Source organism: Sulfitobacter sp. (genome assembly GCF_039977885.1).
Classification (GTDB): Bacteria; Pseudomonadota; Alphaproteobacteria; order Rhodobacterales; family Rhodobacteraceae; genus Sulfitobacter.
In genome coordinates, this window is sequence record NZ_JBDWCI010000011.1 from 1 (window position 1) to 16019 (window position 16019).

Below are 16019 nucleotides of genomic sequence, written 5' to 3' on the forward strand. Positions count from 1 at the left end.
TTGCCAAGACCAAGCAATACGCCATCTCGATGCGGCTCCGGAAGAAAGTGGAAATGCTCTTCGCCCACCTCAAACGCATCCTCGGGCTGGGACGATTGCGATTACGCGGCCCATTCGGCGCAAATGACGAATTTTTACTCGTAGCAACAGCCCAAAACCTCCGCAAATTAGCCAAGATCTTTCCTGCACCGCAGCAAATGCGAACGGCCTGATAGGAAAGGTGCTTGCGCCTACTTTTGGACGCTACTTTCTGCGCCAGCAACACGTCGTTTTTCCACAGAATTGGCGGGAAGCGGAAGTTCGCTGCGCCCACCAAGTCAACTGGCAACCCGAAGGAAGCGGACGTTGGGGGGGTGACAAGGTTTTTCTTTCGTTCAATTGCAGCGAAGGGCCGCAAAGAGCCTATAGAGAGGTATGCTCAGGGGGACAAAAGTATGGGCTCGCAAATGGTATGGTCGTAGTATTTTCTACGCAACTGTTGTTCGTGGACACGAACTCCAGAGTTAGTAAACTGCATAAATGACCAAATTAAACTGCCCGAATTGTGGATATGCTCTCGCGCGGCGCTTTGCGACGGCGAAAATGATGACCTGTGGCTCTTGCGCTACGACCTTGTTTCTCGAAACTGACCATTTGCGCAACGCAGGTGCAAGCGGCGAGATGCACGATACGCCGCTCCTGTTCAAGATCGGCCAGACCGTGCGCACTGGTGCAAGCAGCTTTGAGGTTATGGGGCACGCCCGGTTTGACTATGGCACAGGCTGGTGGGACGAGTTCTTTGCCGTCGCGCTTGACGGCGAAGAGGTATGGATATCCGTGGACGAAGGGGACATCATTGTGCAGCGCCCCTTGTCTGAGCAGTTCACCCCCGACATTACAACTGTTCCTAAACTGGGCACACTTTTTGACGTGCGCGGAACCCGCTACCGGGTCACGGAAAATGACACAGCAACATGTATCGCGGTGCGTGGTTCATTTGCCGAAGTGCTCACACTGGGTTCGAGCTATTCTTATGTAAATTGTCAGGGCGAAGGGGGCCGTATTCTGTCCGGAGAATTTTCAACGGGCGCACCGGGTTGGTATACCGGCAGCTGGCTTGATCCTTATGCATTCGAAACGGTGATCGAACATTGACCCGCAAACCAGAGATAAAATCAATCAACTGTACGTCATGCGGCGCAGGGCTTGATGTTTTGGGCGGTGGCCGGGTGCAGGTCATGGTGTGCGGATATTGCGGATCAGAGTTAGATGCGCAGGATAACTTTGCGGTGCTTCGCACATTCTCCGATCTCGAGCGGCCCGTGTCACCATTCTCTATCGGTATGACTGGCATGATCGAGGGTATCCCGTTCACCATCATCGGCACATTGGGCATGATGGAGCAGTGGAAAAAGCGGACTTGGACATGGGTCGACCACCAGCTGTACTCGCAGACACATGGCTATGCCTACCTGACGGTAGAAAACGGTCATCTAAGCTTTACGCGCCGGTATCGTGGCGTGACGCGCCCAGGATGGATTGGCACGCTGCTGGTAGAGACATCCGAGACCCCGCCCAAGGTGGAGGCAGCGGACGGCACTTACACCTACTTTGAGACATCATCGAGCACGATCACCTTTGTAGAAGGCGAGTTTAATTGGACGCCGCAGATTGGGGCGCAGGTTGTGAGCGTATCGATGCTGAACAATGCCGCCATGCTTGGTTTCCAAGAAGCCGCAACAGAGGAAGAGATTTGGCGGACGCACTACCTGCCCGCTGAGAAGGTCTATGCCTCTTTTGGCATAACAGATCCGCCCAAGCCAAAGGGTTTCAATGTCCTCAAGCCCTACGTCGCTGGCCGCCATCAGAAGTTTCTTGCAAGTGCCGCCGCGATATTTGCTCTGATCGCATTTGTGATGTCCTTCACTGCCGTCAGCCTCTCAGGGCGCGGGACCGTAGAGATTCACAAATTCGACCTTGACCAGCTCCCTCAAGAGATCGCCTTTGACGTGAGCCAAAAGGACCGCCTTGCACGGATCAGGCTGTGGGCAAATGTCGATAACAGCTGGGCCTTTATCGGGGTGGGTGTCACTGACCCCGACGATGTGCCGGTGTTCGAATCTGGTCGCACAGTTGAGCGTTATTCCGGCCGCGACAAGGACGGCGCGTGGAGCGAAGGACGCCGCACCTCGGAGCTGCGATTTATTCCACGTCAAACAGGCACCTACCTCGTCGAAGTCATCGTTGAGGAGGCCGAGACATGGCAACGCACCGGTTCGCCGCTCAGTCAAGTCCAAGTGGTGACGCAAGAGGGGGTGACAAATGGCAGATGGCTTCAATTTGTTGGGCTGGTTTTTGCGCTCTTTGGGCTGTATCACTTGCTGCGGCCACACCTGCACTGGAAACGCCGGATGAAGCATGGCGACTGGAGTGATGATTGATGCTGACGCGCGCAATATTTATCGTTCTTTCGGTCGCGGCACTGGGGGCTGGCTATTACCTGTCCGTCAATAGCGTCTGGCAAGAAAGCAAAGATTTGGACCGGTCCGTTCGGATCGGTGGCGTTGGCGGCGGCATTAATGGTCGCGTAAAATAGAAAGCGGGAAGTATGGACCTTTTTTCAGCAGTTTCAGGGGCCGAGATCGTCTCGACCTTAGTGTATTCCGTGATCGGGATTTTGATTTTTTGTCTGTGTTGGTGGGTTATTCGCACATTTTCGCCTTTCCCCATCATCAAGGAAATTGAAACCGATCAGAACGTGGCTCTTGCGATACTGATCGCGTCGGTATTTCTCTCCCTCTCGATCATTATCGCGGCAGTCATCCTGTCCTGATGTCCACGCAACCAGCGCAAAACAAGCATGCCATCTGGCTGCTGCTTGCGACGTGGCTTGTCGCGATTGCAAGCCTCATTTACGAGCTGATTGCAGCGACTTTGTCGAGCTATTTGCTGGGCGATTCAGTCCGCCAGTTCAGTTTTGTGATTGGCGTCTTTCTGGCAACGATGGGCATGGGCGCGTGGCTTTCACGCTTCACCGTGGACGCCCTGCAGGGGTTTGTCCGCGTACAGGTCGCTCTTGGCGTGGTGGGCGGCGCAATGGCCCCTGTTATCTATGCAGCCTTTGCCTACACTGGCGAAGTCCAGTTCTTGCTGTATCTGATGTTAGGATGTGTGGGCGTGCTATCGGGCATGGAGATCCCGCTCATTGCACGCGTTCTCAAAGAGATCGGCGCGACACGGTTTCGGTTCGAGAATGTTCTCAGTGTTGACTATCTTGGCGCATTGATCGCGTCACTTGCCTTTCCTTTGGTCATTGTACCGCATTTGGGATTGATGTCGGCCAGTCTGATGTTCGGCTGTCTCAATCTGGTCGTTGCTGGCATCTCGATTGCGATGTTCCACGACAAGATATCTCACACCCTCAAAGGGGTCTGCGCTGCCGCATTTCTTGTTATGGTCGCAGGCTTGGCGCAATCAGAACGCCTTGTCTCTGTTGCGGATGCCGCATTGTTTCAAGACGATTTGATCCTGTCAGAAACAACGCCGTATCAAAACATCGCTGTCACCCGTTTTCGCGACCGCACCCGCTTATTTCTGGACCATTCGATCCAGTTCGATACGGCTGACGAATACCGCTATCACGAGATGCTGGTCCACCCTGCACTTGCCCACGCGCCGCGCCGAACAAATGTAATGATCCTCGGAGGAGGCGATGGTATGGCTGTGCGCGAAGTACTCAAATATGAGGACGTCGTGCAGGTCACCCTGGTCGACCTTGATCCCCGCGTTACCGAGCTTTTTCGCGATCATGCTCAATTAAAATTGCTGAATGACCAATCCTTATCGGACCCCCGCGTGACTATCATGAACCAAGACGCATGGGCCTTCGCACAAGACAACAAGGATGTGTTCGATGTCATCGTGATTGATTTGCCTGACCCAAAAAACCTGTCTTTGTCCAAACTCTATTCCATCGAATTCTATGCCACTCTGATTGAGCGCCTCTCCCCGCGCGGCGTGCTGGTCACCCAAGCTGGCTCTCCCTTCTTTGCCCACAAAGCATTCTGGTCTGTTGCAGCCACGTGGGAAGGCACCCGCAATCCGTCAGCTCCTTCAGGCCAGTTGATTGTGCGCCCCTATCACACCTATGTGCCCAGTTTTGGCGAATGGGGATTTGTCATGGTGTCGCAATATGCGCTCGCCGAGCGGCCTTTGCTGCTGCCTCAGGGGCTTCGCTACGCCACGCCGGAGATTTGGGAACAAGCGCAAGTCTTCGCATCCGATACGCGCCGCGTCGCTGTCGAAGTAAACACTATCCAAACCCACCCACTTGTCCGATATTATCAAGACGGATGGGACGCTTGGTTTCAGTAGGCCTACCGTCAGCTTTACCCTGCAGGCGTATCACGGTTTTGCCCGCGGGTAACTTTAGTCACCTCAACCCGACCTGCCCGAAGGACCCGTCGCATCAGATCGATTGCCGGATCTGCCGACAACCCGCCGCATAGAAAAATATCAACAGCGGCAAAGCAGGATTCCGGCCACGTATGGATCGAGATGTGGGATTCTCGAAGCAACACAACGCCGGTCACGCCGGCCCCCCCGCCAAACACGTGGAATTTCTGATCGACCACATGGGCACCGACTTCATGCGCCGCATCGAGCATCACTTTGCGGATCGTCTCCACTTCGTTCAGATGATGTGCGTCGTGTAGATCCAGCAAAATATGAGTTCCAGGTGTGTAGTGCATGGTATGTCCCAACAGTAATCATAAGACTGTTAGTGCAGCTATGTCAGTCAATACAAGTGCCGTCGTTTAAGTATAAACTTATGATCAAAGACAGCTCAGATCGTATTGCAGGTCTCTGGGCCGTCGGGATGCTGCATAGATAACGTATGGCAGCTTAAGGGATGCCTCACTGCAGCGTCAGCACCGGTCCGATGTCTCCTTTGGGCCGGTTCCAGCCCCCTTTTTGAGGTCGCTTTCGGCAGAAACCTCTATACTTTGTGGCGACCCAAGCACGTTGAGGTATGGTATTCAGATGGCTGGTCCAAACTTACTGCATGAATTGTTCTTGAAGGCCAGTTACGGCTTGAGATCTGCTGAAACAGCACGTGGACTTTTTAACAGTCCTGGCGGCCTTTGGTATCACGCCATCGGTTTGTTCAATGCATTCTATTCTCTCAACGAAGAAATGCTGAAACGGACGAAAAATTCTGGCGATGCCAAGCTAACTGCTGCAATCGACGCGTGGCGTGCAAACAATTCAGATAAGATCAATAGCTTCTTTGGGCGTGCGCGCCAGATCGCGACCCATCGTGGCGGAATCCATACCGATGCCTTTCAGCATTGGGAAACAGACCACGCGAATGATACCGAGCACCCGTATATGCGAGCGTACGTGACAGTCGATGATACGGATATCAAGCAGATGGAGGGCAGTGAGTTTATCGAGCTATGCCTACGAGCAATGACATTCATGCGCGAGGGTATTGTAGAAATCGACGCTGACTATCGTGCTCGTGGCGGCGAGCAGCATGCCATTCAGCCAGATATCAGCGACGAAGAACTATTCTGACAATCGAGTTAGTCAAAACATCGAAATAGTTGCAGAACATTCTGCACGACTAATTGTGGGTCAAAGAAAATCTAGCCACTGACCGCAATTCTTCAACGCGACCTTCTGACAGTAGCCGTTCTGCACCACGTGTCGAAGGGCTGCTTATGGCATCGCCGCCACGCAGCGTTTTCGTCCGTTCGAACGTCGGCTTTGGGCCGTTCATGTTATTCGCATTTGGACCGACAGCCTATGATGCTGCGAAGCGGAGAACGGCAGGAACGAGCCCGTCGTTGCCGCGCACTCCGTGCGATTATCAGCAGCCTTCATTGGCACGCGGAGTCGATCCAACGGTTGGTAGAGAGGGTGCGGTTTCCCCCGATGCTTTGGAGTTGAACGGCGGCACCTCCGCCAGCCATGTCGAAACGGACATCAATTGTTGATATGACGCCGACACCAGAAGGAAGGTTGGTGATGCTGATATGTGGCTGACCAAGTTCCAGTCGCATAGAGAAAACGAGGGCCGTGAACTGCTCGAAGTCGCCTGCCAGCCTCTCAGAGACCGAGGCGACCAGCCCGTTGCAAATAAACAGGGAAAGGTTCGTGCCTTCGACAGTCCAGCTTCCAGGCAGATTTTTTGAAACCGGCTCAAGCGTCCAATCCTGCGAGCGCGCATGGTATTGCGCTTCTTGCAATGTGCTGCCCAACACGAAGCCCCCAAGGTCCGCCGGATCGGCAGCATGTGAGATAGAGGCGACAAGCAGGCCAAATGCGTTTGCCAAAATAAATGTGCCGGACGGTTTCATCATCATTTCCACTGTTGGATCGGATGATCTTCGCAGAACCCAGCGACAAAGCAATGACAGCTCCGTCCGCACATCAGACCTTGAGCTGTCAATTTCGCTGCGTCAGGTGTCGAACGGCAGCTTTGCGAAAGCTGCGACGCAGCGTGTGACCCGTCGGGCAACGGCAGCTATGGGCCGTGAGCGACTAACTAATGTGTGGTGCCTCAACGTGATGCTGCAAAGCGGAGAACGGCTGCTGTGAGCCCACACCGGCCCCATTGATTTTGTGCTGCGCGCGCTCGCAGCGTTGCTTATGCTGCAAACGCTAAAATTCTGTTGTCGCAACGCAGCGTGAAAACCAGTCATTCGGACAATTTGCAGCAAAGGAATGATAGCCAAGTATCAAAGTGCGGAATTAGCTGCCGTTTGCAGCATCTGCGCAGATAACCGGTTTCGCAAAATATTGTGCGGAATTTACCGCGCACGCCGTCTCTCTTACGTTCAAACAATGCTATTAGGACGCATCTCATCAGGCGGCATCTTGGAGAAAGCCTATGGTTTCAAAAGATCGAGAAAGTCCTGCAAGATCGCGGATTGATTTCGATCAGTGCGCCAAACGGCACAGATCGGAGTGGAATAGCCAAAAACATCAGGCAGAATTTCATAGAACTCATCACGAATTAAGTCTTGGCAATGAGACGGGAAGTAGCCCAAGTAAACACCGCTTCGCACAAGGGAAAGTACCGCTTCGGTCTGGTAGACCGTACTGCCAACCGGAAAGATTTGCTTTCTTTTGCGTAAACGCTCGCCTTCAAAATATCCACGATGAACCAGCTTGTGCTTACAAACGTCCCTGTCCGACAATTTAACTCCGTTAAGTAAATCGTCGACCAGTGGGTGATTCCCACCACAAAACAGCCCAACGCGTTCATCGTAAAGCGTCATATAATTAAGGCTTGGGTGGCGTTGGTAATCGGGGACGATCCCCACGTGTAATTTGCCGTCAATCACGCCGCGCTCTACCTCGTTCGGCGATCCCGTCATCATAGTGACCGACACATCTGGGGACATAGCTTGAAGGCTACGAATGGCGGATACGAGCGGATTCTTCACGTCGCTTATTGTAAAATCGATCATGCCGATTTCGATTTTTCCAACCAACTTGTTGCTGATACTGGCAATGCGCGATGTAAAGTCTTCGCTCTGTTTCAAAAAGTGGTCAATGAAATCATAAGCCTGCTGACCTTGCTGCGTCAGGTAGAACCCACTGCGCCCGCGATGACACAGACGCAGCCCAAGTCTAATCTCAAGATCCGAAATTTGCCGAGAAATCGTGGATCGACCAACGCCCAACTCGGTCTGCGCAGCGGATAAGCCACCACATTCAATCACGGTTTTAAATACACGCATCAAACGTAAATCCACGTCATTGATCGTGCCGGAAAAAGCTTTCTTGCGTCGAGGCATACGAGAAAATCCATGAGTAATTCAAGTTGTATAACTATGAAACAAAACTTCCAAATGTTCAAATTTAACTCACCACTCAGGCTGCGCTAGGCATGAGCGATCAATTAGGAGATTTGTATGGCTTGGTCGGCGGAAAAACTCGCCCGTTTGCAACGGAAATTCGAGGACACAACGGGCGGCGACTTGCACGATCCAAAGGCGCAAAGGATAGCCGCGAAAATCTTTTCTGAGGGTGGGCGTCGGCCTGCCCCATATGCCGGTATGCCGACATTGCTGGATGCGCCGCATATTCCCTTTAATTCGGGTGTTGAGATTTCCGCTTTGGATGTTGCGCTTTATGGGGTGCCGATGGACCTTGGCGTGACCAATCGCAACGGGTCGCGGTTTGGACCACGGGCTTTGCGAAGTATCGAGCGCGTTGGTCCCTACAACGACGCGCTTGAATGCGCTCCGGTTCACGAAATGTCTGTTGCAGACATTGGCGATGTGCCGATGCAGAGCCGGTTTGACCTCACGCAAAGCCATGCTGACATCGAAGAATTTGTCGCCAAAATCGTAGCGCATGATGTGATCCCATTAGGTGTTGGTGGCGATCATTCCATCAGTCACCCAATTCTAAAAGCTGCCGCAAAAGATGGCCCTGTCGGGATGATCCACATCGATGCCCATTGCGATACTGGTGGGTCTTATGAAGGCGAGAAGTTTCACCATGGCGGCCCTTTCCGCAATGCGGTGCTTGACGGGTTGCTTGACCCCGAGCGCACGATCCAGATCGGCATTCGAGGGGCCGCAAAATACATCTGGGAATTTTCCGAGATGTCAGGGATGACCGTGATCGAGGCCGCAAGCATCACCGATGCAAACCTGCCTGACATCATCGCGAAGGCACGCGAAGTTGTCGGAGATGGCCCTACTTACTTTTCCTTTGATATTGATAGCCTCGATCCAGCCTATGCGCCCGGAACTGGTACGCCAGAGGTCGGTGGGCTGACCACGCGCGAGGCTTTCAAACTAATCCGCGGCATGAAGGGCGTGAACCTTGTCGGCGGTGATGTTGTCGAAGTTGCGCCCGCTTATGACCCAACAACAAACACGGCCCAGAATGGCGCGCAAATGTTATTCGAAATCCTGAGTCTGATGCAATTCTCTCCCTCTAGAACACCAAAGTAAGGATACCTGCCAATGACGATCACACGCACCGAACTTGACACTCGCATGAGCCAATCTGTGGTACACGGTGATACAATCTACCTCGCAGGTCAAGTTGGCAGCGGGGCGGATGTCACCGCACAGACCAAAGACATGTTGTCCGAGGTCGACCGCTTGTTGGCGGATGCAGGAAGTAACAAATCCCAAATTCTGACCGCGACGGTTTGGCTTGCCGATATCGCGAACTTCGCGGATATGAACGCTGTTTGGGATGCATGGATTGATCCCAAAAATCCGCCTGCGCGCGCCTGTGTTGAGGCACGCTTGGCCACGCCAGATTATTTGGTTGAGGTCATGATTACGGCCGTAAAACGGTAATATGCTGCGGGTTTTTGACACGAATGAAACGCGGGCGGGGCTAGAGTGGCCCCGCTTGATCGACGGGCTGGACGCGATGTTTCGGTCAGGCTGCGTCATGCCATTGCGCCACCATCATGAGGTCGAGGTCCCAAACGAAGACAGCGGCACCTTGTTGTTGATGCCAGCGTGGACGCCGGGAAAATACATCGGCGTTAAAATGGTCAACGTCATACCCGGCAATTCAGCGCGATCGTTACCTGCAATTTCGGGCGCGTATCTTTTGTCGTCAGGTGAAACTGGCGCATTGTTTGCCGTGCTTGACGGCGCGGAATTAACCGCACGGCGCACGGCCGCAGCGTCAGCCCTTGCGGCGCAGTATTTAGCACGGCCGGATGCAAGCAATTTGTTAGTCGTCGGGGCCGGAAAGCTGGCGCTTAACGTGATCGAAGCACATACTGCGGTGCGCCCCCTTACATCGGTGACGATCTGGGCACGCCGCATCGAACAGGCCGAAAAGGTGGCAAAAGCTGCCCGTACTTTGGGGTATGACGCGCAGGCCACTGATGATCTGGAATGCGCAACCTTACAGGCAGACATCATCAGTTGCTGCACGCTATCTCGGGCCCCCCTGATCAAGGGGGCTTGGGTAAAACCAGGGACGCACATCGATCTTATCGGGGCGTTTAAGCCGGAAATGCGCGAAACTGACAGCGCGCTGATCGCGATGGCCTCAGTGTTTGCTGACACGCGCGGCGGTGTTTTGTCCGAAGGTGGCGATATCGTTCAAGCCATTCGCGAAGGTGCCTTCTACGTTTCAGATATTAAGGCGGATTTATTCGATCTGGCACGAGGGTATCATGCCGGACGCCGATATGATGATGAGATTACGGTCTTTAAATCCGTCGGTGCCGCATTGGAGGATTTGGCTGCGGCAATCCTTACGTATGAGGCCATCGCAACGACACATTAAGCGGCCTTAAACAGCGAAACCAACGCAGGGTCGAATGTCAGCGCCACTTTTGAGCCAACATCAAGGCCCTGCGCTTCTACGCTTGAGCGACGCACGCGCAGGTTCTTGCCATCAATTGCCACGACAAATTCGGTTGCCGCACCCAGATTACGCATGAAAGAAATCGCGCCGATGCCCGCATGGTCGTCATTGGCAACAGGGGTCAGGCCCACGTGTTCTGCCCGCACAGCGGCGAGCATTTTGTCGCCGTCCTGATGGGGTGCTGTGCTTTTGACGGGGGTGCCGAACAGATCGATCGCGCCCCCCTTCATTGCGCCTACCTCGATCAGGTTAGCCGCGCCAAGGAAATCCGCGACAAAGCTGTCTGCGGGATTGTTGTAGATTTGTGAAGGTGGTGCAGACTGGCGAATTGCACCGTCTTTGAGGACAACCAACTCATCCGCCAGCATCATCGCTTCGTGCTGGTCATGGGTCACCAAAACCGTTGTCACGCCGAATTTTTGTTGCAACTGGCGCAGCTCGATCTGCATGTTGTCGCGCAATTGGGCGTCCAGAGCGGAAAGCGGTTCGTCGAGCAGAAACAGAGGTGGCTGGATTGCCAAAGCACGCGCAATGGCCACCCGTTGGCGTTGCCCGCCTGACAAGGCCGAAACGGGGCGATCCGCAATGTGCGGTAGCTGGATCACGTCCAACAGCTCTTCTACACGGTCCCGTTGTGCCGCACCTTTGACGCCGCGCAACTTCAAACCATAGCCAATGTTGCGCGCGACACTCATGTGCGGAAACAACGCCAGCGATTGAAACACCATGCCAAAGCCGCGTTTGTGCGGTGGCTGATTTGAAATGTCTTGTCCATCGAGGATCAGGCGGCCTTTGGTTGCGGCCTCGAACCCTGCGATGATGCGCAGCAACGTGGTCTTGCCGCAGCCCGATGGCCCCAAAAGGCACACGAAAGATCCGCGTTCTATTTTGAGATCAACGTCGCGTAGCGCGTCGACGGTACCGAATTTTTTCGACACGTTTTCGATGTGAAGGTGAGTTTCAGATGCCATATCTTTGAACTTTCTAAAAGAGGCTCGCGCGACCGGCGATCAGCTTGTCCACAAGCACAATCAACACAACATCGGCGACAATAATGAACACGGACAGCGCCAGTGTTGATGGGTCCAACGAAGACACCGTGCGGCTGTACATCCAGATCGGCAGCGTGCTGACATCAACGGTGTACATGAAGAAGGTGATTGTGAATTCGTTGAAGCTGATGATCAGCGCAAAGATCAAGCCAGCAAGGATACCGGCCTTCATCATCGGAATGACAATATCCCATATTGCGCGTAGTGGAGACGCACCGAGCGATACGGCAGCTTCTTCAACTTCCAAGCTGATCCCGCTCATGGCGCTGAGGCAATTGCGCAGTACGAACGGCAGGACGAGCGCGACATGAGGGATTATGATACGCCATATGCCGATGTCGAGCCGCAGGCTTTCGGCAATCAGTAAAAACGCAATGCCAAGGATCACCAGCGGGAAGACCAAGGGCAATGTGAACAATAGTTCCATCCCGCTGCGAATGCGCCGATCACCCCGCGCCAAAACATAAGCCAGAGGAATGCACACACCGGTTGAAATCACCATAACGATGACCGCGACGACAAGGCTGGTGATCGTTGAGGACACCACCGATTGCGCGCTGTTGGCGTCTTCGGTTGTGAACATCGCGGTCACTTCCGAATACCAACGCAAAGACAACGCTTCGGGCGGAAAGCCTGTGTTGTCGGCCGCAGAGAAGGACATGATCGTTACCAAAATGACGGGCAGAGAGGAAATCAAGATGCCGCAGATCGCGAGCAGGATGATAACAAAACGATAGGTGCCGCCCCCTTCAGTTGGAAGAAGATCAACCCGCATATCAGCGCTCCACTTTTTCAGATGTGATCCGCGCCAACCATGCTGCAAACAGCATCGCAATCATGGTGACAAAGATCAGGATCATGCCAGCCGCCGCAGCGCCAGACCAATTAAACAATGGTGAAATCATATCTCGGATGGCGATGCCCATCATCTGGACGCGGCGACCACCCAACAGCAACGGAATGGCGAAGGCGCTAGCATTGAAAGCAAACACGATCGACGCTGCACCAAATAATCCGGGCCGAAGCAGCGGTACGGTCACGTCAAAGAAGATGCGCCAATGCGAGGCACCCAGCGAACTGGCCGCCTCCAGATGTTCGCGCGATATGCCGCGAACGGAACTAACAATCGGAAAGACCGCCAAGGGGAGAGAGGTTTGCACCAACCCCAGCAAGACTCCCGTCTCGTTGAACAGCAAAAAGATCGGTCGTTCAATGATGCCAAGGCTACGCAGGGTGGAATTCAAAACCCCACTGGGCCCGAGCAGCAATATCCAACCGTAGGCTTGCACGAGCAGGTTCAGAATGAGCGGCAGCAAGATCACAATGGTCAGGCTGCGGCGGGCAAAGGGACTGCGTAGGCTTGTCAGCAGGAAGGCAAGCGGAACCGCCATCAACATGGCAAGGATGGTCGCAATAAACGCAAGCCGCAGTGTTAACCAAACGGTACGACCAAAATACGGCGTCATCAAATCCACATAGGGCTGGGTCGAAAAGCCCTCGATGCGGGATTGTTCGCCTGAAATGGAAAACCGAAAGATGTAAAAACACGCCCCTAGAAAGGGGAGAATTGCGATGAGCGCTGGCAAAGAAAATGCCAGCGCTTTTGATTTGGTTAATTGAAGGCTCACTGAGGAACGTCCTGTCTTGGGCGGATCACGCCAAGGTTTGTGTGTAACGGGTGATCCAATCTTCACGCACATCGGCGATGAAGGATTTGTCATGCACCACAGCGGTGTCGCCCATTTGCTCGGGCTTGATGATGAACGGGCTTGCTTTGGCCTCATCAGACATCACCGCGTTTTGGTTGATCGGGCCGTTCAAGACGGCTTCGGCCATTCTCCCCTGCACATCTGCGTCCAGTGTGAAATCGATGAAGGCATGAACAACGTCATCGTCACCCGGCTTGGCCTTTGGAACGATTGTGTACATCAGATCCGCAAAGAAACCTTCGTCGATGTCATAGGTGGCACCCATGTTTGAATTCGCAGGGTCCTTCAATTCATCCGCATAGAATGCAGGCGCATAGACACCGCCGATGTCCAATGCGTCAGAGCGGAACAGCTCGGAGATTTGCGCAGGGTTTTCACCGAATGTAAGCAAGCTATCGCGAAGCTCTGCCAATTTGGCAAATGCCTCTTCAGCGTTGGTGCCATCGCCACCAAGCATCTTGCCTGTCGCAAAGATCGTGTCGAGTGCATCGGTCCACGTGGACGGCGGCAAGAACAGACGATTTTGGTGGGATGCGTCCCACATTTCCGCGTAGGATTTTGGTGGCTCTGCGAAGGTCTTCGTGTTGTAGATCAAACCGCCTGTCCACAGGAGGTAACCGATGCCGTGCCCGTCCGCACCCGTGCGGAACCTCGGATCAACCTGTTCGAGGTTTGGCAGCATGTTCAGATCCGGTTGTGCCAAAAGTCCATCTCCGGCCAACTCAACCGCGCCAACACCCGCAAGGGTAATCACGTCATATTGTGGGCGGTCGCCAGCAGCGCGTAATTTGGCAACCATTTCAGATGTGGATCCGGTACGGTCTGCAATGACACGCGCGCCCGTGGCTTCCTCGAACGGCTTTGCAATGTGGTCCAGAATGGCAAGACCTGTGTTGTCGGACCACGTCAAAAGGCGCAGCTCTTTGCCAGCCAGTGGCTGGTGACCTGCGGCACGAACGATTGTTGGCATTGCCAAGGCACCTGCTGTCGCCGCTGATGAGGCCAGAAGCCCGCGCCGCGAGATTTTGTATGTCATGATGTTCCCCTGTTGGAAGTCGGCTCTCATTTTTGAGCCGTTGCTTTGATTGGGGCATCATTGCAAACACCGCTTCAGTTTAAATACCGCTGAAACCAAGGATTGTTTCATCGAAATGCAACTTATGCCAACTTAATGAGCATCAAGTGCATCAAACTGGAAAATTTCTGGAAATTCTTTTTAACTTGATCCAAGGGCTGTTGGTGAAAATTGCAACGGCTGCGACAGGCGGGTTTGCCTCGCTTCACGGAACTTGGCGCATCTAATGGGACGTGAGCCCAGAGTGATAGACATTCCACACCTAGACCAGCCCGCTTGCCCTGAGGTGGCCCGAGGCCCCTAGACGCCTGCCTCGTTCATTTTCTGCTGTTTCATTTCATAGTCAACCGGTGACAGCATGCCGTTGTTCGTGTGCATGCGGTTTGGGTTGCCAAACATCTCGATGTAATCGAACACGTCCTGCCGTAGCGTCGCGTGTGAGGTACGTCTGTCGCCTGATGCGTTCGCGTTTCAATAGACGAAAGAAGCTCTCGGCGACGGCGTTGTCATGACAGTTCCCACGTCTGCTCATGCTGGCATCCAGATCGTGTTTGGTGAGAAACGATTGCCAATCATTTCTGAAAAACTGTGAATAGCCCCTAGCAACTGTATTAAATTTCCGGGTTCCACACAGTATTTTTGGTGAGCAAAGAGTTTACCAACACAATCAATTTTCTAGCAACTGCGATGAGAACGACCTTGTGTGGCTTGCCCTTTGCGCGCGATCGCTTTGCAAAGTCGCTTAGGACTGGATTGAACCGAGCAGCTGATAATGCAGCTTGGTACAGAAGCCGTCGCAAGCCGCTTCGCTCGCCTTTGATGCGACAACACCCTTTGTATTTGCCGCTTTCACAATTGATTGGTGCAAGACCCACGAGAGCCGCGACCTTTTTTTTCGTCAAGCGTTCCGAGCTCAGGCATTTGCCCAACCGCAGGGAAAATGCAGTTTGGAATTTACGTTATCAACCCACGTTGAATGGACGCTCTGACGACGTTGACTGTAACGCCGCTAAGAACATGCTGCGTCAGCATTAGCTGCATGAGCAAAAGGCCGGTTTGTCCGCACAGGCGACATTGAGATGTCAATTTGCTGCGTCAGGTGTCGACCGGCAGCTTTGCGAAAGCTGCGACGCAGCGTGTGCCCCTTCGGGCAACGGCGGGAATGGGCCGTTGGTTTTAAGATGTAGTGACTTCAACACCATAGGCTTTGAGCTTGGATTGAGCGGCTTGCACGGCTTCTAAAGGAAATCTTTCAGCAAATTCGACCACGACGTACTCCCCAGTAAATTTAACTGCACTGGCAGCCACCAAGGCCTCGAAACCAGGAGTTACTTTTGGATCCAGCGCCCAATCCGTCAAGGTTTGCAGAGCCCCCTTGGCCGCAATTTTTCGACGGGTGTAGCTGGCCAGTTGTTTGCGACCGTGCTTCTCTCTAAGAGTTTCCTCATAAGCGGTTACCGCCTGCCACAATCGTCGTTCGATAGGGTCATCGTAGTCACAGCCAGATAACTCATAGATGCGAATTCTACACGCATTTGCGATATCTTCTCGCTTCAAGCGAACTGCGTTCGTCAGTAGCCTGCGAACGGCTTCGACATCTCTCATTGCATTTGGATCTGGATCTTCAGCCACAGAGCGATCTCCTTTGAATACTTTCCACGATAAATAAATTTGACCTAAAATAAACCTTGGGTAAATGTTGATATCCGCTCGTTATCAGTTAAGGCCAAACAAACGGAAACTCCCGCCGCACCGCAGCATCGCAGGTGATGGCTGGATGTCTCCTTTGGGCCGAAATCTGACTTCGGGTTTGAGGTTAAAGGTAGACGTTAT

The 16019-nt window shown here is 53.5% G+C and carries 18 protein-coding genes and 1 pseudogene; 10 read left to right on the forward strand and 9 right to left on the reverse strand.

The window, feature by feature from the left end:
• The 6 genes from ABJM03_RS08290 to ABJM03_RS08315 all read left to right on the forward strand — a co-directional run.
• On the forward strand, positions 1-212 hold a 212-nt coding region (locus ABJM03_RS08290), incomplete at its 5' end, for a transposase (RefSeq protein ID WP_348416942.1).
• Positions 213-519: 307 nt separating this feature from the next.
• Positions 520-1134: a DUF4178 domain-containing protein gene (locus tag ABJM03_RS08295; protein ID WP_348416943.1), complete on the forward strand. Its 615-nt coding sequence runs from the start codon at positions 520-522 to the stop codon at positions 1132-1134.
• Positions 1131-2420: a DUF4178 domain-containing protein gene (locus tag ABJM03_RS08300; protein WP_348416944.1), complete on the forward strand. Its 1290-nt coding sequence runs from the start codon at positions 1131-1133 to the stop codon at positions 2418-2420. Before ABJM03_RS08295 ends, ABJM03_RS08300 begins: the two co-directional genes overlap by 4 nt.
• Positions 2420-2575 carry a hypothetical protein gene (locus ABJM03_RS08305; protein ID WP_348416945.1) on the forward strand — a complete coding sequence of 52 codons (156 nt, stop codon included), beginning with the start codon at positions 2420-2422 and terminating at the stop codon, positions 2573-2575. Before ABJM03_RS08300 ends, ABJM03_RS08305 begins: the two co-directional genes overlap by 1 nt.
• Positions 2576-2587: 12 nt before the next feature.
• Entirely contained in the window at positions 2588-2812 is a 225-nt protein-coding gene (locus ABJM03_RS08310; RefSeq protein WP_348416946.1) for a DUF350 domain-containing protein, read from the forward strand.
• Complete coding sequence (locus ABJM03_RS08315) at positions 2812-4353, forward strand: polyamine aminopropyltransferase (RefSeq protein ID WP_348416947.1); 1542 nt, start codon at positions 2812-2814, stop codon at positions 4351-4353. The genes ABJM03_RS08310 and ABJM03_RS08315 overlap by 1 nt, the downstream gene beginning before the upstream one ends.
• A 14-nt stretch (positions 4354-4367) precedes the next feature.
• On the opposite strand, the gene speD is transcribed toward ABJM03_RS08315, so the two are convergent.
• Positions 4368-4730 (reverse strand): adenosylmethionine decarboxylase, encoded by a 363-nt coding sequence (gene speD / locus ABJM03_RS08320; protein WP_348336879.1) that lies wholly within the window; start codon positions 4728-4730, stop codon positions 4368-4370.
• Positions 4731-5022: 292 nt separating this feature from the next.
• On the opposite strand from speD, the gene ABJM03_RS08325 reads away from it, so the two are divergent.
• The gene (locus tag ABJM03_RS08325) at positions 5023-5559 is read left to right on the forward strand and encodes a hypothetical protein (RefSeq protein WP_348336880.1); all 537 of its coding nucleotides are present in this window, start codon (positions 5023-5025) and stop codon (positions 5557-5559) included.
• Between the two features lie 305 nt (positions 5560-5864).
• Here the strand turns inward: ABJM03_RS08325 and ABJM03_RS08330 are convergent, their stop codons facing one another.
• On the reverse strand, positions 5865-6350 hold the full coding sequence (locus ABJM03_RS08330) for a hypothetical protein (RefSeq protein ID WP_348336881.1): 486 nt from the start codon (positions 6348-6350) through the stop codon (positions 5865-5867).
• Positions 6351-6875: 525 nt separating this feature from the next.
• Entirely contained in the window at positions 6876-7790 is a 915-nt protein-coding gene (locus tag ABJM03_RS08335; protein WP_348336883.1) for a LysR family transcriptional regulator, read from the reverse strand.
• Positions 7791-7907: 117 nt separating this feature from the next.
• On the opposite strand from ABJM03_RS08335, the gene speB reads away from it, so the two are divergent.
• The 3 genes from speB to ABJM03_RS08350 are packed head-to-tail and all read left to right on the forward strand — an operon-like array spanning position 7908 to position 10269.
• Positions 7908-8960 (forward strand): agmatinase, encoded by a 1053-nt coding sequence (gene speB / locus ABJM03_RS08340; RefSeq protein WP_348336884.1) that lies wholly within the window; start codon positions 7908-7910, stop codon positions 8958-8960.
• A gap of 12 nt (positions 8961-8972) precedes the next feature.
• On the forward strand, positions 8973-9317 hold the full coding sequence (locus tag ABJM03_RS08345; RefSeq protein ID WP_348416948.1) for a RidA family protein: 345 nt from the start codon (positions 8973-8975) through the stop codon (positions 9315-9317).
• Position 9318: 1 nt separating this feature from the next.
• Complete coding sequence (locus ABJM03_RS08350) at positions 9319-10269, forward strand: ornithine cyclodeaminase family protein (RefSeq protein ID WP_348416949.1); 951 nt, start codon at positions 9319-9321, stop codon at positions 10267-10269.
• Here the strand turns inward: ABJM03_RS08350 and ABJM03_RS08355 are convergent.
• From ABJM03_RS08355 to ABJM03_RS08380, 6 genes and pseudogenes are all read right to left on the reverse strand, one after another.
• The gene (locus ABJM03_RS08355) at positions 10266-11321 is read right to left on the reverse strand and encodes an ABC transporter ATP-binding protein (RefSeq protein WP_348416950.1); all 1056 of its coding nucleotides are present in this window, start codon (positions 11319-11321) and stop codon (positions 10266-10268) included. The two genes, ABJM03_RS08350 and ABJM03_RS08355, sit on opposite strands and share 4 nt — an antisense overlap.
• 13 nt (positions 11322-11334) lie before the next feature.
• A complete protein-coding gene (locus ABJM03_RS08360) occupies positions 11335-12177 on the reverse strand; it encodes an ABC transporter permease (RefSeq protein WP_348416951.1) in 843 nt (280 codons plus the stop codon).
• Between the two features lies 1 nt (position 12178).
• Complete coding sequence (locus ABJM03_RS08365; protein WP_348416952.1) at positions 12179-13030, reverse strand: ABC transporter permease; 852 nt, start codon at positions 13028-13030, stop codon at positions 12179-12181.
• Between the two features lie 25 nt (positions 13031-13055).
• Entirely contained in the window at positions 13056-14147 is a 1092-nt protein-coding gene (locus tag ABJM03_RS08370) for an extracellular solute-binding protein (RefSeq protein ID WP_348416953.1), read from the reverse strand.
• A gap of 339 nt (positions 14148-14486) precedes the next feature.
• Positions 14487-14778, reverse strand: a pseudogene (locus tag ABJM03_RS08375) (IS3 family transposase); the annotation flags it as partial.
• Between the two features lie 584 nt (positions 14779-15362).
• Positions 15363-15818 (reverse strand): hypothetical protein, encoded by a 456-nt coding sequence (locus tag ABJM03_RS08380; RefSeq protein ID WP_348416954.1) that lies wholly within the window; start codon positions 15816-15818, stop codon positions 15363-15365.
• Positions 15819-16019 lie beyond the last annotated feature (201 nt).